This is a genomic window from Rossellomorea aquimaris (assembly GCF_001877785.1).
In the GTDB taxonomy this organism is placed as follows: domain Bacteria; phylum Bacillota; class Bacilli; order Bacillales; family Bacillaceae_B; genus Rossellomorea; species Rossellomorea aquimaris_A.
Genome location: NZ_MINN01000117.1, coordinates 41,397 through 68,381, shown reverse-complemented (window position 1 = coordinate 68,381; position 26,985 = coordinate 41,397). Strand labels below are relative to the sequence as shown.

Below are 26,985 nucleotides of genomic sequence, written 5' to 3'. Positions count from 1 at the left end.
CCCGCTTGGATTTCCGAATGTAATAGAATCAGAAAAAAATTGCAATAGGTTTTAGAGGGGGATTTTGATAAAATAATAGATAACAGTTTAAAAGAGGGGGTGACGTTTCATTGGTCGAGGTTTGGTTACTGGACGTCTTAAAGGCTTTGGGGAAATTCATTCTGCACCCGGTATTATTTCTATCGGTGCTGCTCGCAATTATGACAGGTTATTTTCGTGTGAAAAGGGAACGAAAGGATTTTAACACGCGTCTCCTGGATGGATATCATGATCTGCGCGTCCTTTTATCATATGGCATCGCGGTCGGGCTGCTATTTTCATTGGTCACCATAGGGGCGGGACTGGTCATTCCGGTGTTTGCCCTGACGCTCATCGGTGCTTTGAGTGTGTTCTTTGCACTCACAAGGAATTTTCATCTTGTGTCTGCAGCGATCACCACCGGATTTTCTTATTTCCTTCTCGTGACGGTTCATTATTTTGACTTGGAAATACCTTATGTACATACGTATTTGGAAGATTTGAATCTCGGGCTGCTCAGTTCGGTCATGGTCCTTGCGGGGGTTCTCACCCTCATTGAAGGGATCCTCATCAAACTGAACGGATGGAAACATACTTCCCCGCGCCTGATCAAAAGTGAGAGGGGATTGAAAGTCGGGGTCCACAAAAGCAAAAAGCTTTGGCTGGTGCCGATGTTCGTGCTGCTCCCGACAGGCAATCTGACACTGCCATTCGACTGGTGGCCGGTGTTCACACTCGATACAGAGAGTTATTCGCTGCTTTGCGTCCCGTTCCTGCTCGGTTTTCAGCAGCTTGTGAAAAGCACGCTGCCTGAAGTCGCCATCAAGCAAATGGGCTCTCATATATTCTGGCTCGGAGCCTTCATCCTGACACTTGCCGTCACGGGCTTCTGGGCACCGATGTTTTCAGTCGCTGCAGGAGTGATTGCGATCCTGGGCCGCGCCTGGCTCATATATCGCCACCGATCGGCGGAAGATTCCAAGCTTTATTATTACAAAAGACAGTCGAAAGGCGTCATGATCCTGGGAATCCTTCCAGGGACACCGGCCGAAAAACTGTCACTCAGTATCGGGGAAATCATTTTAAAAGTGAACGGAACAGACGTGAATACTGAAAGGGGATTCTATGAAGCCCTTCAGAAAAACGGTGCCTACTGCAAACTCGAGGTCCTCGGCACTAACGGGGAAAACCGGTTTGAACAGGGTGCACTGTACGAAGGGGATCACCACGAACTCGGAATCCTGTTCGCCGATCAGGATTCAGGCTGGGAACGCCATCAGGTCTCATGAAAAAAGCTTGCAGAATCAATTTCTGCAAGCTTTTTTACATACTCTTAAACGGACCGGGCTTCATCCTTCTCCGTTTTATCAATGATCGCGGTCCCGACAAGGTCCCCGGTCACATTCAGGGCCGTTGCCCCCATGCCGACAAGTGCGTCGATGGCCGTCAACAGTGCCACGGTTTCCATCGGCAGACCGAGCTGTGCAAAGACGGTGGCGATCATGACGATCCCGGCACCAGGAACACCGGCAGTCCCGATTGATGCGAGTGTCCCGATCAGCACGACGACAAGCATCTCGGTCAGCGTCAGCGGTTCACCGATCACATTCGCCGCGAAAACGGCTGAGACCGCTATGCGTATCGCTGCCCCGTCCATATTGATCGTCGCCCCGAGCGGAAGGCTGAAGCCGTACAGGCTTTTTGACAATCCAAGATTTTTCGCAGCATCCAGCGTCAGCGGAAGCGTCCCTGAGCTGCTTTGCGTGACAAATGCCGTGATCATAGGCGTGCGTGCCTGTTTGAAAAATCTCCCCGGACTGATCTTGAAGAAGATCATGAACAGGATATAGAGCCCGATTTGTACGGCAATCGCCGCGTAAAGGACGAGCACCATATTGCCCAGCGATACGAGTGTATCCAATCCCTGATTTCCGACCGTGTTTGCCATGATGGCAAAAATCCCGATAGGCACGTATTGCAGAACGGCTTTCATGATCACAAGCACCGCTTCATTCAATCCTTGCGCCAGCTTGTACACATGTTCACCCATTTCATGAAACTGTTCACTCGATCGCAGCCACGAGATCGCAATCCCAAAGGTGAGGGCGGTGAAGATGATCCCGAGAAGGTTAAACTCCGAAAATGCAGTCACGATGTTTTCCGGGATGATATTCAATAATACACTCACGATTCCCGGATTTTCAGGTACTTCGAACGATTCGTCCGTGTCGAGCGTCATTCCGGTCCCCGGGTTGAACAGGCTGGCGACGGCAATGCCCACGATGATGGCCAGAGCAGAAGTAAGAACATAGTATAAGAACATTTTTCCACCCATGCGGCCGAGACTGCTTACGTTTGTCTGGTTGACACCGACAATCAGCGTAAACAGGATCAGCGGCAGGATGACGAACTTAAGGAGCTTGAGCAGGACGTCGCCAAGCGGTGTGAGGACGGACGCATCTTTGCCGAAAATGAGCCCGGCGGTCACACCGAGCACGAGAGCCACGGTGATTTTTAGAATAAGGGACGTTTCGAGGTATCCCTTCCATATCGCTTTCATAAAATTCCTCCTTTAATTAATAGTTTCCCCATTGGATTCCATTGGAATCTTCTATTTAGAGCATTCCGCACATTCCATAAAAAAAACCGGCCGCAACAATTCTATATTAAAACAAAAACACATTGTAATAGTCGGGATTAAATTACGATACAACACACTTTCTTGTCTGTCAAAAGAATAAATCGGTTCTCCATTCCAATCTTACGTTTTGTAAATACGGAACAGGGTATAAGGGATATATGAACATAACATTGGGAGGAGATTTAAACCATGTCACTTCAACCACTTGAAGTAAAAGATCTGGTCAAAAAAATCATGAAAAATGAAGAAGTCTTTATCCTGGACGTCCGCGGGGAAGACGATTATGAAAGCTGGAAGATTGAAGGGAAGTCTGTCACCACCATAAATATCCCTTTGAAGGAGATCAAGCAGGAACCCGGAAAAGCGAAGGAGAAACTTCCGGATGAAGGACCGATTTATGTCGTTTGTGGGAAGGGGATTTCATCGCAGGATGGAGTGGAGGTCCTGAAAGAAGCAGGCGTCTCTGAAATCACCCATGTGGTCGATGGGATGAACGGCTGGAGCGGGCATCTCGAACCGGTCAAGATCAGCAAGCTTCCCGGGGAAGGCGGGGCGCTCTATCAATTTGTCCGTCTCGGGAAGGGCTGCTTATCTTATATCATCGAATCCGACGGGGAAGCGGCCATCGTCGATCCCAACCGTATGACTCATTTTTACACAGACTTCGTTGAGGAACAGGGTCTGAAAATCAAAGCAGTCATCGATACGCATCTGCATGCCGACCACATCTCGGGAGGGCGTGAAGTCGCCGGTCAGTGCGGTGCAGATTACTACTTTCCCGAAAATGATGATGAAGGTGTGGAATTCGAGTATACTCCGCTGAAGGACGGCAGCGAAATCAAAGTCGGAGCCGTGCCGGTCAAGCCATTCTATTCACCCGGCCACACAATCGGCAGTACGAGCCTCATCGTGAACGATGAATTCCTGCTCACCGGCGATATCCTGTTCGTCGAGTCGATCGGCCGCCCGGACCTTGCCGGAAAGGCGGAAGACTGGGTGGAAGACCTGAGGGAAACCCTTTATGACCGCTATAAGAATCTGGCGGGCGACCTTACAGTGCTTCCGTCCCACTTCGGTCAAATGAGCGAGCTGAATGAGGACGGGAGTGTGTCGGATAAATTGAACTCTCTCTATGAAAAAAACAAGAAACTGAACGTGGATGATGCAGGGAAATTCCGGCACATGGTCACGGATAATCTTCCAGAGCAGCCGAACAGCCATGAAGAAATCCGGAAGACGAATATGGGGATATCCCACCCCGATCCTGATGAAAAGCAGAGTATGGAGACAGGTCCCAACAACTGTTCAGTGTAAACTAAAGAGGGCAGGCAGCCTCATCAGGCGCCTGCCCTCTTTATTTTCCCTTCCAACCACTCTATCTTTTGGTATAATTTTACTAATGATAGAGTTAATAGGGAGGCTTGCAATGAAACTGCTACATATCATTAAAAATTTTATTTTATCTGCAGCCGGTATCATCTTGATGGGCGGCCTGCCGGTGCTCATTTCCGGACTTGCAGCTAAAGAGGTGCACTGGAATGCCTACTGGACGACAATCCAAGAGATTCTGTCTGCAATCATCCACCCATCCGAGCTTACGTATAAAGTGATCGGCGGGCAGAAAGAGCGCGATTTGTTCCCGTTTCTGTGGGAGCCGATCCAGTATTCACTGACCGTCTTGTTTTCGTCCTTCTTTCTGGCCATGCTCTTGGCCGTCATCCTCACGATCCTCACCATGATGTTCTCGGAAAAAATCAGGCAGTCCATCAAATTCGGTTTCTATCTTCTGGAGTCACTGCCCGATCTTCTCATCATCCTTCTTCTGCAGCTTGCCATTCTTGCTTACTATAAACAATCCGGACAGGTCGTCGCAGGGATTGCTGCCACTTATGAGGAGAAGATATATCTGCTCCCGATCCTGGTGCTTACCATCCTGCCGTCCATCCAGCTGTACCGTTTGACGATCATGACGTTCGAGAAGGAAGAGAAGAAGGATTACGTGCAGCTTGCCAAATCAATCGGGTTGGGGAAATTTTTTATCTTGATTGTACATATCCTTAGGAATGCCGTCATCTCCGTCTTCTTTCAGTCAAAGAAAACGGTCTGGTTCATGCTGTCGAACTTATTCGTCGTCGAGCTGCTGTTCAATATACCGGGCATCACCCGTTTCCTTATGTCGACGCTGCAGCCGACACTATTCACACTCGCTTTATTCAGCATTTTCATCCCTCTTTTCCTTTTTTACAACATCGGGGAGTTCGTGCTGTCCCGTAAGGCAAACAGGGGGGAGGAATTATGATGAAACGAAGTGTATGGAAGAATCCGATGTTCCTCAGCGGCTTTTTGTATCTGTTTCTGTTGATCCTGGCGAGCTTTCTCTATACCATCCTCTGGGATGATGAGGTAAGGCGGCTTTATTTTATTTCTGAAAATGGATTCCCGGTGGAGTCGGCGCCGATCTCGCCAAAATGGAATTATCCGTTCGGCACCGATCCGCTTGGCCTGGATATGTTAGGGAAGATTCTCATCGGCGCGAAATACACGCTGATCCTTTCCTTCATCATCGCCTTCCTGAGAGTCGCCGTTTCCCTGCCGATTGCGCTTGTGCTCGGCACCTACCTGCAAAGGTTCAAAAAATCGATCAACGGAACGATCGATTCGTTTCACTATATCCCGTTGTCCATCATCGCTTATTTTCTGCTGCACCCGGTTTTATGGGAGCCGTTCAATGGGTTCACCACCACGATGACGGAACGGTTCATCATTGAAATCCTGATCCTGACTCTTCTCATTGTACCGATCCTTTCGTCAATGCTCGGAAATGAAGTATCGATGGTATACAAGGAAGAATTCATCCTCAGCGCAAAAGTGCTGGGGGCAAGTAAATTCAGGATCATCTTCAGACATATCCTCCCGTCATTGAAAGACAAGCTGGTCGTCCTTTTCGGTCAGCAGATCATGCAGACGCTGGTCATTTTCATACACCTAGGGCTCCTGAAACTATTTGTCGGGGGAACGGACGTCGATTATTCCTTCGTCCCGGATCCACCACAGTCCAGCACCAATGAATGGTCCGGGCTGATCGGTGACTCGTTCCGCTACCTGCAGGGGGCGCCGTGGGTACCGCTCACCCCGATCCTCTTCTTTGCGAGCGCCATGTTCGCCGTCGCCCTGATGATTGAGGGATACGTGCGCGCAACATCGGGCCACTCCTATTTTTATAAAAAGTTCAGGGAGAAATACAATGGGGAGGGTGTGGAGAAAAAGAACGAGTTGAAAACGGCTGATTTTGAGAGAGTGCGATCCGAGGGGGAAACGATGGGAGGGTGAAAAGAGGGTATGTGTTTCGTTCGCTTGCCGGGCACCATTCAATGATTGGGTGCCTGGCACAAATCACCCGTTTTGTACCAGGCACAGGACCGGTCCCCTTCGTGTACCAGGTACATCGGGTCCGGGATGTACCTGGTACATCAGTTCCATTTTGTACCTGGTACAATTCCACTCCTTTGTACCAGGTACAATCAAGCCCCCGTGTACCTGGTACAAAACAGCCGCCCTGTACCAGGTACACTCCAAAGCAAAAAAAATCGGCCAAACCCCAGGCGGGCCGGCCGATTACCCCTGTCTTCCCCTCAACCGCCAATACCGGACAGCTGCATAACCGAGCCCCAGCAATGCTGCCGCACTCAGCATGATCCACGTTCCCCTTGAAGATTCGATCACATTTACAACGATCAGCGCTTCAAGCAGGAGTGCCGGTATTTTTCCTGCGGTGCTCACCACGGTGAAGGCGCCAGCCGAGATACTGCTGAATGCAGCGGCGACCGTCACCACCCCTGAAGGGACAAATGGGAAGATCCGAAAGACAAAGAGGAGGAAAATCCATTCCTTTCCTTCTGCCTGCTTTAATTTTAAAAAATAGCGGTTTTCCAATACTTTATCGGGTTTTGCTAGGGATATCCCTTTCCTATAAAGCACAAAACTCACGACGGCACCAAGTGATTCACCGATGATGGAGAGGAAAATCCCTGTTTCAAGGCCGAAATATGAAATATTTAATGCCGTAATGAAAAAACTTGGAAGGAAGCCTGCGACACTGATCACGATGTTCACCCCTACGCTGAAAAAAGCGATCAGGACAGCACTGCCGCTGAGATGATCCTCAATGATTTCGTTTATCGTCAATGCCAGCCAGTCCAAATGCCTCAGTCCTTCATCATGGTCTTTTAATCCGGTAAGTGTTAGTTACTTTCACCCTTTCACATTGTACATGATTTTGACCAAAAAGAAACAGAGCCCGGATGCCCCAGGCTCTGTTCTGCGAAAAAAATCAATCTTATCAATACATACTCAAATGCGTGTTCTTCCCCTTCAAAATCTGATATACCCCGTAAAGGAACAATCCGGCCGCCACAATGGCCAGGATCCACTGACCGTAAGGCTGTTGGGCGATCTCCAATAGGGCGCCGTCGAGTCCTTTCGTTTTGTCGGGGTCTGCGGTGATGGCCGTCTGGGTGAAGAAATAACCGACAAATAAGAAGACGAAGCCGCGCGAAAATATCCCCATTCTTCCGGCTTTCCTGCCTGCTTCCCATTCCTTCTCGGACATTTCATGACGCTTGAAATCCTTTGTGAATTTTCCAGTTACGGCAATGTACATTTCATGAAGGGCGAATCCGATGATGATGGCACCGACGATGCCGATGATCCACTGACCAAACGGCTGTGATAAGAGCTTCGCCGAGGTGGATTGTTCGGAACCCGACCCGCTCTTGGCATGCATGGCGATCATGAATGCATTGTATGAAAGTGCGCCGTAGATGATTCCGCTGATGACATGAGTGAGCCTTCTGAATGCAGATTTCATCAAGCTGTCAGAATGTCCGGGGTCTTTGACTGCTTCGATGAAGCTCCATATGACGATGCCGATGATCCCGAATCCGACGATCCACAGGAGGACCTCACCGAACGGAGCCTGTGCAACCGCACTGAACGCCCCGCTGGTATCGGACATGCTTCCTCCTGCACCGAACGCTGCCATCAGTGCGAGCGCACCGATCAAGAGATAAACGCTCCCCCTTGAGATAAATCCAACTCTTGCGAATCCCCGGATCCATGGTTTGATGTCAGATGATCCCTGATTGCTTTTCCTTGTATCTTTAGAAATGGTCGTTGAAAGATCAGCCATTTTCCTACTTCCCTTCTGGTACTTATCTAGTATTACTTATGTAGGTTTTTCCCCGTAAAAAGGGATTGGAAACCTCACGGCGTATAAAAAATATTCCAATTGAAAGGCAGAAATTTTTACAAAAAACATATTTACAACTCACGGTGCGGGGAGTATGATATCTATCATCAAACAAATATTCTTTATCGCTTAATTCAATATGAAGCGGGGGACCCGAGTCACCGGGGTGAATCCTCATCGCTGCAAGGTTCTTGATCTAAAAGGCATAGGCCTGGGCGCCTAAGCTTAAGGGTGGACCCTTGTGTGCGGATAAGGTAGGGCTACTTCCATCGCCCGAATCCGTCAGCTAACCTCGTAAGCGTAATGGGAGAGGATGATACTTGTGATCAAAAAATGATGACCACAGGGTGTATTCCTTGTGGTCTTTTTGTGCTGTTTTTTTGTATGAACTTTATACACCGCTGTTGATTTCCGTGCAGAACTTCGCTTTCCGCGGGTGACCCGTGAGCCTCCTATTGATTTGGTGGCCCTGTCCAGCTCCAGTGGTCTGCTCCCGTTTGAAAATTAACCTTCTGCTTTTGAGGCAAAAAACGCCTCTAAAGCAGAAGAACATTTTTCAAAGGGAGCAAAACGCCCACTTCCGCATTTCAATCTGTCTAGCTGCAGGGCTTAGAGGCACATGTCATAAGCCAAACCGTCCAAGAAGGCAAAGAACGCCTTCGTGGACGATTCGTCTTATGCCACACGCCTCTGATCAAAGCCCTTCCGCTTTTCGTATAGGAGTCTGCGTCCTGCACTACAATCAACAGCTTGACTCAGCAAATAAACAGTTAGTCGTTACGAAAATGAAGGATAATACGGCAAGTCTCATCTCCTGCTTGTGCCAGACATTCCACGGCAGCGGAGTTGAATAATATCAATTGGTTAAGCTAATAAAAAGGTTTTGGAGGGTGTTCAACATGAAGAAACAATTTGCAGTCATCGGCTTGGGCCGGTTCGGGGGAAATCTTGTCCAGGAGCTGGCATCGCTCAATGTGGAGGTGCTGGCGATCGATATCCATCACGAAGTCGTCCAGAAGTTCCAGGACATCGCGACTCATGCAGTGCAGGCGAATGCGATGGATGAATCGGTGCTGAAGTCGCTCGGACTGCGGAATTTTGACCATGTCATCGTTTCCTTCGGCGAGAATATCGAGGCGAGTATCCTGACGACGCTGCAGCTGAAGGAAATTGGCGTCAAAGAAGTGTGGGTCAAGGCATCGAATGCCTACCATCAGAAGGTTCTCGACCGGATCGGCGCAGATAAGGTCATTCATCCCGAACGCGATATGGCGAGAAGGATCGCCCATCACATCACGTCTGAAAAGATCATCGATTATATCGAAGTATCGAAAGAACATAGTATCGTGGAGGTGCTTGCAACCAGGAAGGTCGCAGGGAAGAATCTGATCGAGCTGGATGTACGCGCGAAGTACGGCTGCAATATCATCGCCATACACCGCGGTGACGAGGTCATCGTCTCGCCGTCTGCGGATGAAGTCATCCAAAAGGAGGACCTCCTGATCGTGATCGGCCATAACCGCGATATCAATCGCTTTGAAAAAGAAGGTGTATAAAAGATGAAGGGAAAAATCGCTCCCTGGACCCCGCCGCAGCTGCTGGTGATAACGTTCATTTTTTTCAGTATCCTCGGGATGTTCCTGTTGAAGCTGCCGTTTGCGACGGAAGAGGGCATTTCGATGCTAGACGCGTTGTTCACCTCGGTTTCAGCAATGACCGTCACCGGGCTGATCGTGGTTGATACGGGCACTGTGTTCACCACGTTCGGTGAAGTGATCATCATGTGCCTGATCCAGATAGGCGGTCTCGGGATCATGTCCTTTGCCGTCCTGATCTTTATGATGATCGGCAAGAAAATCGGGTTCAAGGAGAGGCTGCTGATTCAGCAGGCGTTGAATCAGACTTCGGTCGGCGGCGTCATAAAACTCGTAAAATATTTATTTTACTTTTCTTTTACGGTGGAGGCGGCCGCCGTCGTCCTGCTGGCTACTCAATGGGTGCCGGAGTATGGATGGGGCAGGGGCTTGTACGTCAGTTTGTTCCATAGCATCTCTGCCTTCAACAACGCAGGATTCTCCATCTGGGAGGACAGTCTGATGGGTTACGCAGGGAACCCGGTTGTGAATCTTGTGATTTCGCTGTTATTCATCATCGGCGGGATAGGGTTTACGGTTCTGGTCGATCTTTACAAAAAGAGGACGCTGAAAAAGTTGTCCCTTCATACAAAAATCATGCTGTGGGGAACACTGATCATCAATACGGCAGCGATGATCATCCTGTTCATCCTTGAGTACAACAATCCCCACACGCTCGCTGATCTGTCTCTGTTCGATAAATTGCAGGCGGCTTATTTTTCAGCCGTGACACCGCGGACCGCCGGATTCAATACGCTTGACTATGGAGTCATGGAGCGGGATTCGATTCTCCTGACGGTCCTCCTTATGTTCATAGGAGCGGGCAGCGCGTCCACAGGAGGGGGCATCAAGCTTACAACCTTCGTCGTCATTTCACTCAGTGTCTTTGCGTTTTTGAAAGAAAAACGTGAAATCCGCCTGTTCCGCCGCACGATCAGTGAGTTCCATATCTTCAAAGCTCTGGCCGTATCGATAATGAGTGTATTCCTCGTTTTCACCGCGCTGTTCATTATGAACATGAGTGAAAAAAGTGCCGGGTTCCTGGAGATCCTCTTTGAAATCGTCTCTGCTTTCGGTACCGTCGGTCTGTCGATGGGAATCACAGGATCACTGACCGATATCGGGAAGAGCGTCATCATCATCGTCATGTTCATCGGAAAACTCGGTCCGTTGACGCTTGCATTCTCACTGTCGAGACCGGATAAAGAGAAGATCCGATATCCGAAGGAGGATATCATGACTGGATGATCCATACAAAAAAGACCTGTGCTTCGCCCGCACAGGTCTTTCTTTTGGACTTAAAAGGAAGGTCTCGCTTTTTCCTGATTCTCATGCATATCCCATTTCCCTTGATAAAATCCTCCGTCGTTAAGGTTTGGAAGCGGGGCGAATAAAGCGATTCCCTTATATTCCGTTTGCCCGGCTTCATATTCAAAAAAGCCCTCGCCCCCTCCGATGTATTCCCCGGTTTCCCCGTACAGGTCCTTCACCGCCTGAGGCTGAAGCTCCGGCCTGAATTGGACGGATACCTGATATCTCTTCTGGGGATCGCTCCTTTTCATGACGATCAAAAAGGTCCCGTCTTCCCCTATTTCACCTGTTTCGGAGACCTTCGTTTCAGCCAACGGCTCAGCTTCCGCATTCATGACCTGCTGCAAAGTGACCGTTTCAGGGTATTCCGTCAAGCTCGCTTCGATGACAGCTCCCTTGGGCAAATCGGTCTCTCCTCGGAAAACCAATTTATTTGTACTGAACTGGACTTTTGATTGCAGCGAAATCGGCTCTTTTCCTTTTGGTTCGGGTTCGGCTTCTGCCTGCTCCAGTGTTTCATCAACCAGGACGACCCGGCAGCCTGACAGAATAAAGAGGAGGGAAAGCGATAGAACAGTCAGCAGTCTATACGGTTTCACGATGATCGCTCCCCGCTGTGAATTGAAAATCCTCCATGCTCTGCTTAGAAATTGCAGCTTCCGCGCGGCTGTCATTTTTACCAGAACCCGCCTTGACCGTCTGTCCCTCGATCAGCACCTGTCTCAGAACGGAACTGATTTGATTCACACAGTAGATCGATACCGCAAAAAACAGCAGCGGTGCGAGCAGGAGCATCGGCTTGTTGAAGACCTGCTGGATGTTGATGCTCATCGTGGCGGCCCATTCATTGGTCACCGAGAAATACTGTGGGATGAACTCCAGGACGCCGAAATTTTCCGTGATCAATCCTCCCAGCGTAATATGCAGGATGCCGAGCTGTACAAGGAGAAGAAGCGTCTGAGCGAGCTGTTCCGAGAACAGCACGATCGACTGGCGGCTGAAATATGGCCACAAGTGCTTCCGGATCAGGTGAAAACGCCCCGCTCCCATCGTCCTCGAAGCCGAGATGAAATCCTGCTTCAGGAAATCATGCATCCCCTGTCCGACGTACATCCCGAGAGACGGGATGACAATCAGGGCGATTACGATGACCTCGATGACGAGGAACCTGAAGGAGGGAAGCGATCCTCCCGCGAATGCAAGCTGAAGCGGATACAGCAGGATATAGGCAATGATGGCAAGCGGGATGAAATTAAATGTGTCCAACAGCCCTTTTGCCCCTGCCCGGAACCAGCGGGGAAGAAAGGCATACAGCACACCCGTGATAAATCCGCCCGTCATTCTTAATAAGGCGATGACGATCGCTGATAACAGCGTGTATTTAGCACCTGCCACCAGGATGATGAATAGATTCCTTCCGAGCTTGTCACTTCCGAACGGGGGCATCTCGGAAATGGAATAAACAGGTGCCGCGACCACCCTGCCAGTTTCCTCATCTTTCATATAAGCCGGCCCTGATTCTTGAAAATCAGGATTCAAGACAGGGATGATGTAACTGCCGATGATCATGGCGAGCAGGATTAAGATCGGAATCCAAAATCGAATCGTTTTGAATACACTCATGCTTCCGCCTCCTCATGGATGCCCGTGTATTTTGTCAATAACAGCTGACCCAGACTGAATAATAGAAAGAAAGGGATATACACCATCAGCATGCCAATGAAAAAAGCACTCGGCTTGCTGACAGCGGTCGACAGCATCGCCACCATGAAACCATTGATGTTGAACAGGATCTCAATGATCAACAGATTCGAGAGCATCAGCAGGAAAATCGGCTTGATATGATAATAAAAACTGACCCACACATTCCTGAACAAATGGACCCACAGTGTATAAGCCTTCGAGAACCCTTTGGAAAAAGAAAATTCAACGTACGGTTTATCTCCTTCTTCCCGCAGCTGGAACAAGAAATTTTTGACCAGAAACGCAACCGGCATCACCGCTAAACAAAAGATTGGCAGCATATAGATCCTCTCTTCCCCAAGGGCATAGATATCGAAGAAAAGAATGCCGGTCTTCTTGAACAGAAAGATGATGAACAACTGCAGGAACACCACAACGAGCACATCCGGAAGCGAATCGAGCAATTCAAGGATCCTCAGAAAAAACCGGTGGGCCCTTCGGGGAAGGAGCATGGCCAGATAGCTTAATACGGCAGCACTCACAACCGCAATGAAAAAAGACGTCACCAGCAGCAGGAATGAATAGCCGAACAGCTTCAGCATCATCGGGAAGATCGGATATTCCTTCCCGTCCGCTTCGACTTGTACAAAAATGGACCCCGGATCGAGCAGGTCCTTACCGATCAGTTGGAGTGTATGAATATATTTAGCGATATGTATCACAAGTTCATGGTCGTACATAAGCAGCGACCCGGCCCCGCTGAAAAGGAATAGACCCAGACACGTCAGGATGAATTGAAGGGGCAGCCGGAGGAGCTGTTTTTTCATAAAAATCCCTCCCTGATTAAATGGCGCTTCGATTACAATTATATTACAAAATTTTCAAACTATTTACCTATTATACTATATCATTTCCACTTTATTCCCTCAATGTCTTTAAAACCACTGGTGAAGACAGTGTAATATGGTTATAAAAAACCGGTACGACTATGAAGACCCTAGGCTTTATGGGCGAATATTATAGAGGTGATTTAAATAACGCTAATGATTTCCGTGCAAGACTTCGCTTTCCGCGGGCGGTTGGTGAGCCTCCTCGTCGCGACGCTCCTGCGGGGTCTCACCTAACACGCTTTTCCCGCAGGAGTCTTCGTCTTGCACTCCAATCAATCGCTGAATTAAATGTACAACAAATTAAAAACCCGAACTAATTTGCCTCATCTCATGGCAAATTAGTTTGGGTTCTACTTAGACTATATTATTTTTGTCCACCCTCATTGAATCTGATATCAGTATGGTCTCGCATCTTTTTGATTTGGCCTCATTTCAAGCCTCCCCATCCAAAAACCTGCATCATCAATCGTATTAAGCGGGGCAAATAAGGCTATTCCGGTGTATTCGGTCCCGTTATCTTCATAGTTGAAAAGTCCTTCGCTCGCTCCGATGCTGTCCCCTGTGTCACCGTATATTTCTTTTATCGGAACGGGTTGCAATTCCGGTCTGAATTGAAGGGATATCTGATAACGTTTCTGGGGATCCCTTTTCAAAACGACTAGAAATGTACCTTCTTTCGCTACCTCGGCTTTTTCAGCTGCTTTGGTCTCCTTAAGCGGGTCGGCAGCTCCAACTTCTACAGAAAATGGTTCTGTTCCTATCGGATATTCCATCTTTGAGGCTTCAAGGATGGTTCCTTCAGGAAGGTCCGTCTCTCCCCGGAACACAATTTTTCGATTATCATACTGAATATGAGCCTGCAGATTAATCTGTTCCTGCAAGGGGGCAGATTTCTCGGGCTCAGGAGCCTCCAGCGAAGGGTCCACTAAGACTACTCTGCAACCGGACAATAAGAGAAGGAAACCCAGCAGCAAGCACACTATTTTTAAATTTCCCAATTAATATCACCCCACTGGTAAATCAAACGATAAGTGTTCTTGTAAAGAAATTGGCCCCTTGGTAACTTCAACGATTACATAATTACATACTCGAATTATTTACCTATTATACTATACAGTTTCCACAATATCCCTTGAAAATGTGAAAAAGTGAACATCCGAAAGTTTCGATTCTTTCGTATTAAAAGCCGGTTCTTTGCTGCTTCACCGCAGCGAGGGAGGGACCTCCAATCTTTTTTCAAAAACATATAGAACGATACGATGAATAGGAAAATGGACAAAAAAGGGGGTGATTAAGCGTTTACATGTGGGTAGAGTGGGATTGACGCAGCCGCGCGATTTCACTATAATTTGAAAAAAATCGGAACTTTCAGATAGGGTGGTGTCATAAATGAAAACTGTTTATAATTTCTCGGCAGGTCCCGCGGTGCTGCCGAAGCCGGTACTCGAAAAAGTGCAGAGTGAACTGCTTGATTATGAAGGGACAGGCATGTCCGTGATGGAGCTCAGTCACCGTTCCGCTGCATTCCAGGAAATCATCGACGGGGCCGAAGCACTGCTCCGTGAGCTGCTAAGCATTCCGGACGATTATCATGTGCTGTTCATGCAGGGCGGGGCTTCCCTGCAATTTTCGATGATTCCGCTGAATCTGCTCGGCCCGGGCCAGACCGCCGACTATATCGTCACCGGCAGCTGGTCGAAAAAAGCGGTGAAAGAAGCGGATAAAGTCGGGGAAGTGAGGACGCATGAGATGGAAAATCAACATAGCATCCCGCAATTTTCTCGTGATGATTTTTCAAAAGACGCCCGGTATGTACATATCACCTCGAATAATACAATAGAAGGAACGCGGTTCAACGGCTATCCCGAGACCGGGGACATCCCGCTGATCGCCGACATGTCCTCGCATATCCTGTCAGAGGGACTGGATGTATCAAAATTCGGTCTCATATACGCCGGCGCCCAAAAAAATCTCGGACCGTCCGGAGTCACGGTCGCGATCATCCGCAAGGACCTTGTCGGCAATGCGCCTGAGCATTGTCCGGCACTCCTGGATTACGACACCTATGTAAAGCACGGCTCGTTGTTCAACACCCCGCCGACCTTCTCCATCTATGTATTGAAACTCGTGCTTCAATGGGTGAAAGACAATGGCGGATTAGAGGGGATGGAAGCGCGCAACCGGGAAAAAGCGGAGCTGCTGTACTCGGCGATCGATCAGTCCGGTCTCTTCCATAACCCGGTTTCACCGGAAAACCGGTCACTCATGAACATCCCTTTTACTGCAGAAAAAGATGAAGTGAATGCCAGATTTTTAAAGGAAGCAAAGGAAGCAGGCTTAGAGTTCCTGAAAGGTCACCGTTCTGTCGGGGGCATGCGCGCAAGCATTTACAACGCGATGCCGCTCGAGGGTGTGAAGGAGCTCATCGATTTCATGAAAAACTTTGAACGCGAACTGAGTGAAGGAGGATCATGATGCTGACAATCAATACGTACAATGCGATAGCCAAAAGCGGACTTTCATTAATAGAGGATGATCTCAACTATCTCCTGAACGGGGAGGGAGATCCCGACGGCCTGCTCGTCAGGTCCAAGGATCTACATGATTTCTCATTCCCTCCGTCGTTAAAAGCGATTGCGCGTGCCGGTGCGGGCGTGAACAATATCCCGGTCGATGACTGTACCGAGAAGGGGATCGTCGTGTTCAACACGCCGGGGGCGAATGCCAATGCCGTTAAGGAACTTGTGCTTGCCAATCTGATCGCTTCTGCACGCAATCTCTATTCTGCGGTGGGCTGGGCGCAGACGCTTCATGGAGAGGAACATGCAGCCTCGGTCGTCGAGGCAAAGAAAAAGGAATTCGTCGGAAGTGAAATCAAGGGGAAAAAGCTCGGTGTCGTCGGTCTCGGTGCCATCGGTGTCCTTGTCGCGAATGACGCCCTCGCACTCGGAATGGATGTCGTCGCTTACGATCCGTTCATCTCAGTCGATGCCGCTTGGAGACTGTCACAGGACGTGAAACGCGCCCATAACATCGAAGACGTCTGGGCGCAGTGCGATTTTGTCACATTCCATATCCCCCTTACGGACAAGACGAAGCATTTCGTGAACAATGACAGCTTTCTGCGCATGAAAAAAGGCATCACCCTCCTCAATTTCTCACGAGGGGAACTGGTTGATGAGCATGCCCTCGGTGAGGTATTGAACGCGGGCACCGTCAAAAAATACGTCACCGATTTTCCAAATGAAAAGGTCCTGGGATTGAAAAATGTCATCCCTGTTCCGCATCTCGGCGCTTCCACCGTCGAATCGGAAGAAAACTGCGCCGTCATGGCGGCGCAGCAGCTGAAAACGTATCTTGAGACAGGGAACATCAAGCACGCCGTCAACCTGCCGGACGTGGACCTTCCATACAGCGGCAAGATGCGTCTGTCCGTCATGCACAAAAACATCCCGAACATGGTCGGGGGCATCACGACGACCTTATCCGGCTATGCCGTCAACATCGCCGACATGATCAACCGCAGTAAGAACACATGGGCCTACACGATGATCGACCTAGACCAAAAGCTGACTGAAGAAGAGCAGAACGATGTCAAAACAAAATTGAAAGCCATCGATGGCGTCGTATCGGTGCGCCTCATCTAAAAAGGATGACTAGAACTCCCTTATCCCGAGAAGAATGTGTAAGAGACACTCACTCGGAATAAGGGAGGTTTTTATATATGCCAAGCGTACCTTATCAGGGGTCCACCCTATTTTATGACGATATCGGAAAAGGGACTCCGCTGCTATTCATTCATCCCCCTGGAATGGGGAGGGCCGTATTTTCAAAACAGCACTCCCTTGCCAGTCATTTCCGGCTGATCATCCCGGATTTATCGGGACACGGAGATTCTCCGACTCTGAAGCCGTTCATTAGCCTTGATTCCTTTGTGGATGAACTTCTTTTCCTTCTTGATCATTTACAGTTATCCACATGTGTACTCCTCGGATATTCAGCCGGAGGTGTGATCGCACAAGAATTCGCCGCGGCATATAATGAAAGAGTAAGCGCCATGATCCTGATCGGGGCTTACCCCAGGGTTGTCCACAATAAGCTGAAAATGATGCACCTCATCGGGATGAAGATGGTCCGTCATCATCCGGTACGGCTCGCCAAGATCATCTCAAAGGCCCATACGAAAGATAAGTCGGAACGCAAAGAACTCGTCCTTCACATGAATAAGGCGAATCCGGAAGTCTGGTACCATTTTTACAAGCAGTCACTGAATTATGACGGCATTGAAAAAATGAACCGCTGCAAGGTGCCGCTTCTGCTCATATACGGAGAGAAATCGGACTGGGTCAACGATCAAATGGAGTGCTACAAAGACTGTCACCCGAAGAAAGTCTACATCATACCCGGGGCATCCCACCAGATCCCGACCCTCCATCACGATGCACTCAATGCCATCCTGGCCGGGGAAGTGGAAGGGCTGGTTTCTTTTAAATAAAATAAGGGTAAGGGTACATCCCGGAACGATATAAGAGAGAGGAGAATACAATGGGAATCCATCACTATTTCAAAAGCCTGTCCGACCTTGAGACGCTCGTGCGCTGTCCGGGGAGGTTCAAATATCACGAACATAATGTGGCCAGCCACTCCTTCAAGGTGACCAAGATCTCACAATTCCTCGGGACCGTGGAGGAACAGAATGGACAAGAGGTCGACTGGAAGGCCCTTTACGAAAAATCGCTGAACCATGACTATGCCGAGTTGTTCACGGGCGACATCAAAACACCGGTGAAATATGCATCGGCAGAACTCCGCGAACTGTTCAGCCAGGTGGAAGATCAGATGGTCAAAAAATTCATCAACACCGAAATCCCGCCGCAGTTCCAGGACGTCTACAGGGAACGGTTCAAGGAAGGGAAGGATGCATCACTCGAAGGCCAGATCCTGTCGGTCGCCGATAAAATCGATCTTCTTTATGAATCATTCGGCGAAATCCAGAAGGGCAATCCGGACCCGTTATTCATGGAGATTTATGAGGGAGCCCTGTCGACCATCATGAAATTCAGGGAGCTCGGGTGCGTCCAATATTTCCTCGACTACATCCTCCCCGACATGCTCTCGGAAAAATTCATCCCCCACAGTGAATTGAAAGAACGGACGGAGCGGTTGATCCACTCCGCGGACGAATAACGAGAAAAACCTTTCATCGGGCGAAGTTATTCGTTAAAATATGGTTATTCCCGTCATTTGAGGAGAGTGGACCGTGTCTAAAATCATACTGGGTATCTTTTTGCCGGGATTGCTCGTGATTCTGTTCGCCAGAGTCACCTACAATCACTACGTCGGACTCATACTTACCGTAGCCCTGATCGCTGCATCCGTATCAAAAGGATATACCGACTCCTGGGGACTGATCGTCGTCGACGCAGCATCCCTCACCGTCGGATTCTGGTACAGCAATCGTATGATGAACAAAGCGAAACAAAAAACCTGAGCACTGTGGACCAAAACAGTGCCCGGGTTTTTCTTTTTATACGGATTGTGGATAACTGGCAGAGTATTGTGAATAAACTAGATTGTTCTGAATTTATTCACACTATGAATCCGGATTCATACACATTATTCACAGGTTACGATCAGAAATGTGGATAAGAATTGTCGTTTTCCACAATAATTGGTAATTTATACACATAGTTATTAACAGGTTGTGTGTATTGTTTTAGCTTATCATCGACCAAATCTGCACATAAAAATGATTTCCGGTACATTTATTTGGATTGGGGCACCATTAACCGTGATCATCCGCAGACTCCTATTAAAGCAGCCAGTTCGGTATTGGTATTGGGGGTCATGCGGGAGAAGGTCGTGGTTTTTGGAATTTATTTCTATTTGACGGAATTATCTTGGAAATTAAAAGATTATGGGGCGGAATTCGAAGAATAATGGTTAATATTGAAAGATTAAGGCTCAAAATTAAAAGATTTCAACCTGAAATTCGAAGATTCCGGATTCAAGGCCCATCCATTTTATGCTTTTCGCCTCTAAACAATCCCCCTCCGAAAATTAATTGGGATTATCCCCGTATAAATTGATCTGCATCCACTCCCGCCGGCATGAAATCATATCCGAAGACGTAAAAAATCGAATAATCAACATTCCACAGTTATCCCCAAATCCTCCACAACGCTCTTTTCCTTGCAAAACAAAGCAAGGATCCCTGGGACGAAATAAACGAACTTTTGTTCGCTTTTTATTGGTTATTTCCCTGCGATATGTGGTAGAATGTGTATAGATGAATGGACTGTGTTTAATTTGTGAATAAATAGGTAAATAACAAGGTACGGATTCTTTAGTACAGGAGGTTTCACGGTGAAGGAACAATTTCAATTAAAGTCCAAATACAAGCCGGAAGGCGATCAACCGAAGGCAATCGACAGATTGGTTCAAGGCGTTAATGAAGGGAAACGTCATCAGACGCTTCTCGGGGCGACAGGTACCGGTAAGACCTTTACCGTTTCCAACGTAATTCAAAAAGTGGAGAAACCGACATTGATTATTGCCCACAATAAAACACTTGCCGGTCAGCTTTACAGCGAATTTAAAGAGTTTTTCCCGGATAATGCTGTCGAGTATTTCGTCAGCTACTACGATTATTATCAGCCTGAGGCGTATGTTCCCCAGACCGATACATTTATAGAAAAAGACGCAAGCATCAATGATGAAATCGATAAGCTCCGCCACTCGGCGACATCCGCTTTATTCGAGCGGAGGGATGTCATCATCATCGCTTCCGTTTCATGCATATACGGGCTCGGTAACCCGGAAGAATACCGTGAGCTTGTCCTGTCCCTCAGGACAGGGATGGAAATCGAGCGGAATCAGCTTCTACGCAAGCTTGTGGATATCCAATACGAACGCAACGACATCGATTTCAAGCGCGGGACATTCCGCGTACGCGGGGATGTTGTGGAAATCTTCCCGGCATCGCGTGATGAACACTGCATGCGTGTGGAGTTCTTCGGGGATGAGATCGACCGGATCCGCGAAGTCGATGCCCTGACAGGCGAAATCATGGGAGACCGTGATCACGTCGCTATCTTCCCGGCATCCCACTTCGTAACCCGCGAAGAAAAGATGCAGGTCGCGATCAAAAATATCGAGAAAGAACTGGAAGAACAGCTGGCGATCATGAAAGAAGACGGGAAGCTCCTCGAAGCACAGCGCCTCGAACAGCGGACCCGCTATGACCTTGAAATGATGAGGGAAATGGGCTTCTGTTCGGGAATCGAGAACTATTCCCGCCACCTTACATTGAGGCCGCCGGGTTCCACACCTTATACGCTCCTGGATTATTTTCCGGATGATTTCATGATTGTGGTGGATGAGTCCCACGTGACTCTGCCTCAGATCAGGGGGATGTTCAACGGGGACCAGGCACGGAAGAAAGTGCTTGTCGACCACGGTTTCCGTCTGCCTTCAGCGATGGATAATAGACCGCTCAGGTTCGAGGAATTCGAAGAAAAGGTCCAGCAGCTCCTTTATGTTTCCGCAACGCCGGGGCCATATGAACTTGAACACAGCCCTGAAATGGTGGAACAGATCATCCGTCCGACAGGTCTGCTTGATCCGGTTATCGAAGTGCGTCCGATCGAAGGACAGATCGATGACCTTCTCGGTGAAATCAATGAGCGGATCGAGAAAAATGAGCGCGTCCTCGTGACGACACTGACAAAGAAAATGTCAGAGGATCTTTCTGCTTATTTAAAAGAAATCGGCATCAAAGTGCAATATCTGCACTCGGAAATCAAGACGCTCGAACGGATCGAAATCATCCGTGACCTGCGTCTTGGAAAATATGATGTCCTTGTGGGAATCAACCTGCTCCGTGAAGGACTGGATATCCCTGAGGTATCGCTCGTAACGATCCTCGATGCGGATAAAGAAGGATTCCTCAGGTCCGAGCGTTCCCTCATCCAGACGATCGGACGTGCTGCGCGTAACTCGAACGGTAAAGTCATCATGTATGCCGATAAGATGACGGATTCCATGCAGAAGGCGATCGATGAAACGAAACGACGCCGTGAAATCCAGATTGAATATAACGAAAAGCATGGCGTCACGCCGACGACAATCCAAAAAGAAATCAGGGATGTCATCCGTGCGACCCATGCTGCTGAAGAAGCAGGGGTTTATGAGGGGAAAGAGACAAACGTATCGAAAATGTCCAAACCGGAGCGACAAAAACTTATTGCTAGCTTGGAAGTGGAAATGAAAGAAGCGGCCAAGGCGCTCGACTTTGAACGGGCAGCCCAGCTTCGCGACACCATTCTTGAGCTAAAGGCGGAAGGGTGAAACAGGAATGGCCAAAGACCAAATTATCGTACAAGGAGCCAGAGCTCATAACTTAAAAAATATAGATATCAAAATTCCGAGGGATAAGCTGGTCGTCCTGACCGGCCTGTCCGGATCGGGAAAATCATCACTGGCATTCGACACGATCTATGCTGAAGGGCAGCGGCGCTATGTCGAGTCCCTGTCAGCGTATGCCCGTCAATTCCTGGGACAGATGGACAAACCGGATGTCGATTCCATCGAAGGACTGTCACCGGCGATTTCGATTGACCAGAAGACGACAAGCAAGAACCCAAGGTCGACAGTCGGGACGGTCACTGAAATCTATGACTATCTCCGTCTGCTGTTTGCCCGTGTCGGAAAACCGATCTGCCCGAATCACGGCATCGAAATCTCATCCCAGACGATCGAGCAGATGGTCGATCGGATCCTTGAATATCCCGAGCGTACGAAGCTTCAGGTTCTTGCACCTGTGGTGTCCGGGCGGAAAGGGACCCATGTCAAGACGCTTGAAGACATCAAGAAGCAGGGATTCGTCCGTGTCCGCGTGAACGGTGAGGTCGTGGATCTCGGGGAAGAGATCAAGCTTGAAAAAAATAAGAAGCACACGATCGAGGTCATCATCGACCGTATCGTCGTAAAAGACAGCGTGTCTGCGCGTCTGTCGGATTCATTGGAAACGGCCCTCCGTCTTGCTGAAGGACAGGTCGTCATCGATGTGATCGGAGAGGAAGAGCTCCTGTTCAGCGAGCATCATGCCTGCCCTTACTGCGGGTTCTCGATCACGGAGCTTGAGCCGAGGATGTTCTCTTTCAACAGTCCATTCGGGGCATGCCCGAGCTGTGACGGACTTGGAACGAAGCTTGAAGTGGACAAGGACCTTGTCATCCCGAACTGGGACCGAACATTGAACGAGCACGCGATCGCCCCGTGGGAGCCGACGAGTTCACAATACTATCCATCCCTCTTGAAGGCGGTCTGCGATCACTACAGCATCCCGATGGATGTGCCGGTCAAGGATATCCCGAAAGATAAAATGGATAAGATCCTGAAGGGGTCGGGCAGGGATGAAATCTATTTCCGTTATGAAAACGACTTCGGACAGGTGCGCGAGAATTATCTCCGCTTCGAAGGGGTCATGAAAAACATCGAGCGGCGCTACCGTGAAACAAGCTCGGACTACATCCGGGAGCAAATGGAAAAATACATGGCGCAGCAGGACTGTCCTGCATGTGACGGCCACCGGCTGAAAGAAGAGAGTCTCGCCGTAAAAGTGGACTCCCTCCACATCGGGGAAGTCACTGCCTTCTCGATCGAGGAAGCAGATCATTTCTTCTCTAAGCTCGAGCTGTCGGAAAAAGATATGAAGATTGCCAGGCTGATCCTCAGGGAGATCCGCGAACGTCTCGGTTTCCTTGTGAATGTCGGTCTGGACTATCTGACGTTGAGCCGGGCAGCCGGGACACTTTCCGGAGGGGAAGCACAGCGGATCCGTCTGGCAACCCAAATCGGTTCACAATTGACGGGAGTCTTATATATCCTCGATGAACCATCGATTGGACTTCATCAGCGTGATAACGAGCGCTTGATCGATACACTCAAGAATATGCGTGACATCGGCAATACGCTGATTGTCGTCGAGCATGATGAGGATACGATGCTCGCAGCCGATTATCTGATCGATATCGGTCCGGGTGCAGGCGTGCACGGCGGTGAAGTCATCGCGGCTGGGACTCCGGATGAAGTCATGAATGACAAGAGTTCATTGACCGGACAGTATCTATCCGGGAAGAAATTCATCCCGCTCCCGCAGGAGAGACGAAAGCCTGACGGGCGATATCTCGAAATTGTCGGAGCAAAAGAGAACAACCTGAGCAATGTGAAAGCGAAGTTTCCGCTTGGTGTCTTCACGGCGGTAACCGGTGTTTCCGGTTCCGGTAAAAGTACGCTGATCAATGAAATCCTTCATAAATCCCTGGCCCAAAAACTGCACAATGCCAAAACCAAGCCTGGGGAGCATAAGGAAGTGAAGGGGGTCGATCATCTCGATAAAGTCATCGATATCGACCAGTCGCCGATCGGCCGGACGCCGAGGTCAAACCCGGCAACGTACACCGGCGTATTCGATGATATCCGCGATGTATTCGCGACAACCAATGAAGCGAAGGTGCGCGGATACAAAAAAGGTCGCTTTAGCTTCAACGTAAAAGGCGGAAGATGTGAAGCGTGCCGCGGAGACGGAATCATCAAGATCGAAATGCACTTCCTTCCGGATGTATATGTCCCATGTGAAGTCTGTCATGGAAAGAGATACAACCGTGAAACACTCGAAGTGAAATATAAAGATAAGAATATTGCAGACGTCCTCGGGATGACGGTGGAAGATGCCGTGAAGTTCTTTGAGAACATCCCGAAAATCAATCGCAAGCTTCAGACGATCGAGGATGTGGGACTCGGCTACATCAAGCTCGGCCAGCCGGCGACCACGCTTTCCGGCGGGGAGGCGCAGCGTGTCAAACTGGCATCCGAGCTGCACCGCCGTTCAACGGGCCGCTCACTGTATATCCTGGACGAACCGACAACGGGTCTCCATGTCGATGATATTTCGCGTCTCCTCACCGTCCTTCAGCGCCTTGTCGATAACGGCGATACCGTGCTCGTCATCGAGCACAACCTCGACGTCATCAAAGCGGCCGACTATATCGTCGACCTCGGACCTGAAGGCGGAGACAAAGGCGGAACCATCATCGCCAGCGGAACCCCCGAGAAAGTCGCAGAAGCCAAGGGATCCTACACAGGCAAATACCTGAAACCGATCCTCGACCGCGACCGCGAACGAATGAAAAAGAAAATCCGCGAAAAAGAAGAAGTCACAAGTTAAAGTATGAGAAAAATGAGAGTTAGGAGAAATCCTGCTCTCTTTTTTTACGAAAGGTTTTGATGGAGTTACCGAACTCCAGCGGTTGATTGGAGTGCAAGACGCAGACTCCTGCGGGAAGAGTAGCTAATGTGAGACCCCGCAGGAGCGCAGCTCTGAGGAGGCTCACGAGCTACCCGCGGAAAGCGGAGTTTTGCACGGAAATCAATAGCGTTGTTCAAAGGTGAATGAATAAAGGTGCCACAAAAATACCTCCCGATACCCATCAAAACTCAGACCTAAGATGGAGCCGTAAAAAGAATGTCCCGTGAGAAAATGATCATAAGAGGAATTCCATAAGAATGAAACCTTTTTTAAAACGTATCGTAGATAATAGTAAAGGAGATGATGAAAGTGGAGACCAACAAGATTTTATCAGCGCTTTGCTATTTCAGTATATTTTTTGCAGGATTTATTTTTCCGATCATCGTCTATTTCGTAACAGACAACCCGCATGTGAAAAAGGATGCCAAGTCGGCCTTGATTTCTCACATCATACCGATCATCGCAATACCCCTGTTATTTGCAGGCTTGTTTTTAGACATAGGCATTTTTGCCACAGGCTCCGGAATTCCGGTCTTTTTCCTCCTGATGATCGGCCTGTTCATCATAATCAATATTGTCATCGTCATTTGGAATGTGTACAAAGGAATCAAAGTACTTCTGTAAGGCTCTTTTCTCAAATTTGTTACTTGAGAAAATACCGGAATAAAAACTACACTTCATTTTGCTTCGGGTTCGAAAAGAGCACGTGTACTCACTTCGTTAGAACGTTGCATGCTGTCCGAAAAACAACATTTTGTCAGTAAACAGCCTTTTGTAATGAATTCAATGATAAGGGGATGAAGAAACATGAATGAAGAACGCAAACGGATTCTCGATATGGTGGAAAAAGGGACACTCACGGCACAGGAAGCATTGACCCTGTTAGAAGCGCTCGACAAGAAGACAGAACCGGCAAAGGAAAAAGAAAAGGACTTCCTGGATGAGTTCGTATCCATTTTTGATGATAAAAAGAGCGACACCAGCAATGGCTACAAGACGGATAAAACAAAGGACAAAATCCTCGATTTCATGAACACCGCCTTTTCCAAAATCAAAAACTTCGACTTCGATTTCCAATGGAATCAGTCGGTCGAAGTGTCCCACGTCTTCCAGCAGCCGGACACATCATTCAAGAAAGTCGATGTGGATGTCGCAAACGGAAAAGTGGAACTGATCCCATGGGACGGGGAAGAGGTACGCGTCGAGTGCCAGGCGAAGGTTTACCGCACCGAGGACCGTGAAGAAGCGCGGAGGCAGTTCATGGAGAACATCTCTTTTGCCGTCGACAGGGATACGCTCTACTTTGCAACCCAGACGAAATGGATGAAAGTCGACTCGAAACTTTATATCCCGAAGCATCAGTATGAAAAAGTATCCGTGAGACTGTTCAACGGCGGACTGAAAGCTGAACATATCGAGGCAGAGGACTTCCGGGCCAAATCGGCAAATGGAAAAATCAACATCGACAATCTGACAAGTAAAAGAGCAGAAGTCGAAACGTCGAACGGAGCCATCACGATTCTGAATGCGAAAGCTGAAAAAGTCGAAGCGGAATCGATCAACGGCAAGGTCCAGGTCGAAGGTGATATCCACTATACAGATGCCCAGTCGCTGAACGGCAACATCATCTGTGCACTTACAGGTTCAAAAGCAGATACCGTCCACGCCAAAACCGTGACTGGCAATGTCGACCTTTACGTGCCGGGATCCATCAACATCGCCGGCGAAGCAAAATCCAATCTTGGAAGCTTCAAGATTGAGCTCGAAGGAATCGATGTCGTCGAAGAGAAAAATGATGTCGTCCAGAAGCAAATCAAATTCAACCGCAAAACGGATTCAGAAGATAAGCTCCACCTCTTTGCAGAAACAAAGACCGGTTCTGTCCTTATTAAAAAGGCAGAAGACAGGAAAACGGATACCATCTGATAAAGGACACATCCACCTGTTTTAAGCTCCCGCTCGAAGGGAATAAAGAAAATATGAAGGGTTGTCCTCTTGTATGATTCAAAAAATCTATCAATTCCACCACAGAGTGGATTGGAGCGGAAGGCACTTGACTCCGACGGGAGATAGAGGAAAAGTCGAGACCCCGCAAGAGCGCAGCTCTGAGGAGGCTCGACTTCCTCCCCGCGGAAAGCAAGTGCCTGAAGCGAAAAGGAACGGTCTTGATAAAAATGTTTAAACATCATCCATGCGCAAAAACATCCGTTTCTCCCTCATAAAATAGGACGCGGAGAAGAATGTTAAGA

General features: G+C 48.8%; 22 protein-coding genes and 1 riboswitch. Of the genes, 15 read left to right on the top strand and 7 right to left on the bottom strand.

Features of this window, described 5'->3' with window-relative positions; all coding sequences use genetic code 11:
- Positions 1-110 precede the first annotated feature (110 nt).
- Positions 111-1,307, top strand: coding sequence for a PDZ domain-containing protein (locus tag BHE18_RS17065; protein ID WP_071619724.1), 1,197 nt, complete (start codon positions 111-113; stop codon positions 1,305-1,307).
- 44 nt (positions 1,308-1,351) lie between these two features.
- Here BHE18_RS17065 and BHE18_RS17060 read toward each other — a convergent pair whose 3' ends face one another.
- Positions 1,352-2,578, bottom strand: a complete 1,227-nt coding sequence (locus BHE18_RS17060) for a dicarboxylate/amino acid:cation symporter (protein WP_071619723.1) — start codon at positions 2,576-2,578, stop codon at positions 1,352-1,354.
- 270 nt (positions 2,579-2,848) lie between these two features.
- Between BHE18_RS17060 and BHE18_RS17055 the strand changes: the two genes are divergently transcribed.
- From BHE18_RS17055 to BHE18_RS17045, 3 genes are all read left to right on the top strand, one after another.
- A complete protein-coding gene (locus BHE18_RS17055; protein ID WP_071619722.1) occupies positions 2,849-3,973 on the top strand; it encodes an MBL fold metallo-hydrolase in 1,125 nt (374 codons plus the stop codon).
- A gap of 112 nt (positions 3,974-4,085) precedes the next feature.
- A complete protein-coding gene (locus tag BHE18_RS17050; protein ID WP_071619721.1) occupies positions 4,086-4,958 on the top strand; it encodes an ABC transporter permease subunit in 873 nt (290 codons plus the stop codon).
- On the top strand, positions 4,955-5,989 hold the full coding sequence (locus BHE18_RS17045; protein WP_235860361.1) for an ABC transporter permease: 1,035 nt from the start codon (positions 4,955-4,957) through the stop codon (positions 5,987-5,989). Before BHE18_RS17050 ends, BHE18_RS17045 begins: the two co-directional genes overlap by 4 nt.
- A 285-nt stretch (positions 5,990-6,274) precedes the next feature.
- On the opposite strand, the gene BHE18_RS17040 is transcribed toward BHE18_RS17045, so the two are convergent.
- Both BHE18_RS17040 and BHE18_RS17035 read right to left on the bottom strand, forming a co-directional pair.
- Positions 6,275-6,859, bottom strand: a complete 585-nt coding sequence (locus BHE18_RS17040; RefSeq protein WP_171910736.1) for a TVP38/TMEM64 family protein — start codon at positions 6,857-6,859, stop codon at positions 6,275-6,277.
- 139 nt (positions 6,860-6,998) lie between these two features.
- Entirely contained in the window at positions 6,999-7,847 is an 849-nt protein-coding gene (locus tag BHE18_RS17035; protein WP_071619720.1) for a DUF1206 domain-containing protein, read from the bottom strand.
- 176 nt (positions 7,848-8,023) lie between these two features.
- A riboswitch (cyclic di-AMP (ydaO/yuaA leader) is annotated at positions 8,024-8,224 on the top strand.
- Between the two features lie 582 nt (positions 8,225-8,806).
- On the opposite strand from BHE18_RS17035, the gene BHE18_RS17030 reads away from it, so the two are divergent.
- The gene (locus tag BHE18_RS17030; RefSeq protein ID WP_071619719.1) at positions 8,807-9,463 is read left to right on the top strand and encodes a potassium channel family protein; all 657 of its coding nucleotides are present in this window, start codon (positions 8,807-8,809) and stop codon (positions 9,461-9,463) included.
- A gap of 3 nt (positions 9,464-9,466) precedes the next feature.
- The gene (locus BHE18_RS17025; RefSeq protein ID WP_071619718.1) at positions 9,467-10,789 is read left to right on the top strand and encodes a TrkH family potassium uptake protein; all 1,323 of its coding nucleotides are present in this window, start codon (positions 9,467-9,469) and stop codon (positions 10,787-10,789) included.
- A 50-nt stretch (positions 10,790-10,839) separates the two neighbouring features.
- Here BHE18_RS17025 and BHE18_RS17020 read toward each other — a convergent pair whose 3' ends face one another.
- The 4 genes from BHE18_RS17020 to BHE18_RS17005 all read right to left on the bottom strand — a co-directional run bounded on the left by BHE18_RS17020 (position 10,840) and on the right by BHE18_RS17005 (position 14,306).
- Complete coding sequence (locus BHE18_RS17020; protein WP_071619717.1) at positions 10,840-11,451, bottom strand: hypothetical protein; 612 nt, start codon at positions 11,449-11,451, stop codon at positions 10,840-10,842.
- On the bottom strand, positions 11,438-12,475 hold the full coding sequence (locus BHE18_RS17015) for an ABC transporter permease subunit (protein ID WP_071619716.1): 1,038 nt from the start codon (positions 12,473-12,475) through the stop codon (positions 11,438-11,440). Before BHE18_RS17015 ends, BHE18_RS17020 begins: the two co-directional genes overlap by 14 nt.
- The gene (locus tag BHE18_RS17010; RefSeq protein WP_071619715.1) at positions 12,472-13,362 is read right to left on the bottom strand and encodes an ABC transporter permease subunit; all 891 of its coding nucleotides are present in this window, start codon (positions 13,360-13,362) and stop codon (positions 12,472-12,474) included. The genes BHE18_RS17015 and BHE18_RS17010 overlap by 4 nt, the downstream gene beginning before the upstream one ends.
- Before the next feature lie 458 nt (positions 13,363-13,820).
- A complete protein-coding gene (locus BHE18_RS17005; protein ID WP_141771915.1) occupies positions 13,821-14,306 on the bottom strand; it encodes a hypothetical protein in 486 nt (161 codons plus the stop codon).
- A gap of 508 nt (positions 14,307-14,814) precedes the next feature.
- Here BHE18_RS17005 and serC point away from each other — a divergent pair.
- From serC to BHE18_RS16960, 9 genes are all read left to right on the top strand, one after another.
- The gene (gene serC, locus BHE18_RS17000; protein ID WP_071619713.1) at positions 14,815-15,900 is read left to right on the top strand and encodes a 3-phosphoserine/phosphohydroxythreonine transaminase; all 1,086 of its coding nucleotides are present in this window, start codon (positions 14,815-14,817) and stop codon (positions 15,898-15,900) included.
- Entirely contained in the window at positions 15,900-17,072 is a 1,173-nt protein-coding gene (locus BHE18_RS16995; protein WP_071619712.1) for a phosphoglycerate dehydrogenase, read from the top strand. The genes serC and BHE18_RS16995 overlap by 1 nt, the downstream gene beginning before the upstream one ends.
- Positions 17,073-17,149: 77 nt before the next feature.
- Positions 17,150-17,920, top strand: a complete 771-nt coding sequence (locus tag BHE18_RS16990; RefSeq protein WP_071619711.1) for an alpha/beta fold hydrolase — start codon at positions 17,150-17,152, stop codon at positions 17,918-17,920.
- A 50-nt stretch (positions 17,921-17,970) separates the two neighbouring features.
- Positions 17,971-18,612, top strand: coding sequence for an HD domain-containing protein (locus BHE18_RS16985; RefSeq protein ID WP_071619710.1), 642 nt, complete (start codon positions 17,971-17,973; stop codon positions 18,610-18,612).
- A 73-nt stretch (positions 18,613-18,685) separates the two neighbouring features.
- Positions 18,686-18,916 carry a CsbA family protein gene (locus BHE18_RS16980; protein ID WP_058299603.1) on the top strand — a complete coding sequence of 77 codons (231 nt, stop codon included), beginning with the start codon at positions 18,686-18,688 and terminating at the stop codon, positions 18,914-18,916.
- An 875-nt stretch (positions 18,917-19,791) separates the two neighbouring features.
- On the top strand, positions 19,792-21,774 hold the full coding sequence (gene uvrB / locus BHE18_RS16975; RefSeq protein WP_071619709.1) for an excinuclease ABC subunit UvrB: 1,983 nt from the start codon (positions 19,792-19,794) through the stop codon (positions 21,772-21,774).
- Positions 21,775-21,781: 7 nt separating this feature from the next.
- Positions 21,782-24,655 (top strand): excinuclease ABC subunit UvrA, encoded by a 2,874-nt coding sequence (uvrA, locus tag BHE18_RS16970; RefSeq protein ID WP_071619708.1) that lies wholly within the window; start codon positions 21,782-21,784, stop codon positions 24,653-24,655.
- A 384-nt stretch (positions 24,656-25,039) separates the two neighbouring features.
- Positions 25,040-25,360 (top strand): DUF4870 domain-containing protein, encoded by a 321-nt coding sequence (locus tag BHE18_RS16965; RefSeq protein ID WP_328585898.1) that lies wholly within the window; start codon positions 25,040-25,042, stop codon positions 25,358-25,360.
- Positions 25,361-25,543: 183 nt separating this feature from the next.
- Positions 25,544-26,662 carry a DUF4097 family beta strand repeat-containing protein gene (locus tag BHE18_RS16960; protein ID WP_071619706.1) on the top strand — a complete coding sequence of 373 codons (1,119 nt, stop codon included), beginning with the start codon at positions 25,544-25,546 and terminating at the stop codon, positions 26,660-26,662.
- Positions 26,663-26,985 lie beyond the last annotated feature (323 nt).

Coding starts and splice junctions, on each gene's coding strand:
- BHE18_RS16990 (WP_071619711.1), top strand. CDS start 17,150: ATGCCAAGCGTACCTTATCAGGGGTCCACCCTATTTTATGACGATATC.
- BHE18_RS16985 (WP_071619710.1), top strand. CDS start 17,971: ATGGGAATCCATCACTATTTCAAAAGCCTGTCCGACCTTGAGACGCTC.
- serC (WP_071619713.1), top strand. CDS start 14,815: ATGAAAACTGTTTATAATTTCTCGGCAGGTCCCGCGGTGCTGCCGAAG.
- BHE18_RS16965 (WP_328585898.1), top strand. CDS start 25,040: ATGAAAGTGGAGACCAACAAGATTTTATCAGCGCTTTGCTATTTCAGT.
- BHE18_RS17045 (WP_235860361.1), top strand. CDS start 4,955: ATGATGAAACGAAGTGTATGGAAGAATCCGATGTTCCTCAGCGGCTTT.
- BHE18_RS17035 (WP_071619720.1), bottom strand. CDS start 7,847: ATGGCTGATCTTTCAACGACCATTTCTAAAGATACAAGGAAAAGCAAT.
- BHE18_RS17015 (WP_071619716.1), bottom strand. CDS start 12,475: ATGAGTGTATTCAAAACGATTCGATTTTGGATTCCGATCTTAATCCTG.
- BHE18_RS17050 (WP_071619721.1), top strand. CDS start 4,086: ATGAAACTGCTACATATCATTAAAAATTTTATTTTATCTGCAGCCGGT.
- uvrA (WP_071619708.1), top strand. CDS start 21,782: ATGGCCAAAGACCAAATTATCGTACAAGGAGCCAGAGCTCATAACTTA.
- BHE18_RS16995 (WP_071619712.1), top strand. CDS start 15,900: ATGCTGACAATCAATACGTACAATGCGATAGCCAAAAGCGGACTTTCA.
- BHE18_RS17030 (WP_071619719.1), top strand. CDS start 8,807: ATGAAGAAACAATTTGCAGTCATCGGCTTGGGCCGGTTCGGGGGAAAT.
- BHE18_RS17055 (WP_071619722.1), top strand. CDS start 2,849: ATGTCACTTCAACCACTTGAAGTAAAAGATCTGGTCAAAAAAATCATG.
- BHE18_RS16960 (WP_071619706.1), top strand. CDS start 25,544: ATGAATGAAGAACGCAAACGGATTCTCGATATGGTGGAAAAAGGGACA.
- BHE18_RS17060 (WP_071619723.1), bottom strand. CDS start 2,578: ATGAAAGCGATATGGAAGGGATACCTCGAAACGTCCCTTATTCTAAAA.
- BHE18_RS17025 (WP_071619718.1), top strand. CDS start 9,467: ATGAAGGGAAAAATCGCTCCCTGGACCCCGCCGCAGCTGCTGGTGATA.
- BHE18_RS17010 (WP_071619715.1), bottom strand. CDS start 13,362: ATGAAAAAACAGCTCCTCCGGCTGCCCCTTCAATTCATCCTGACGTGT.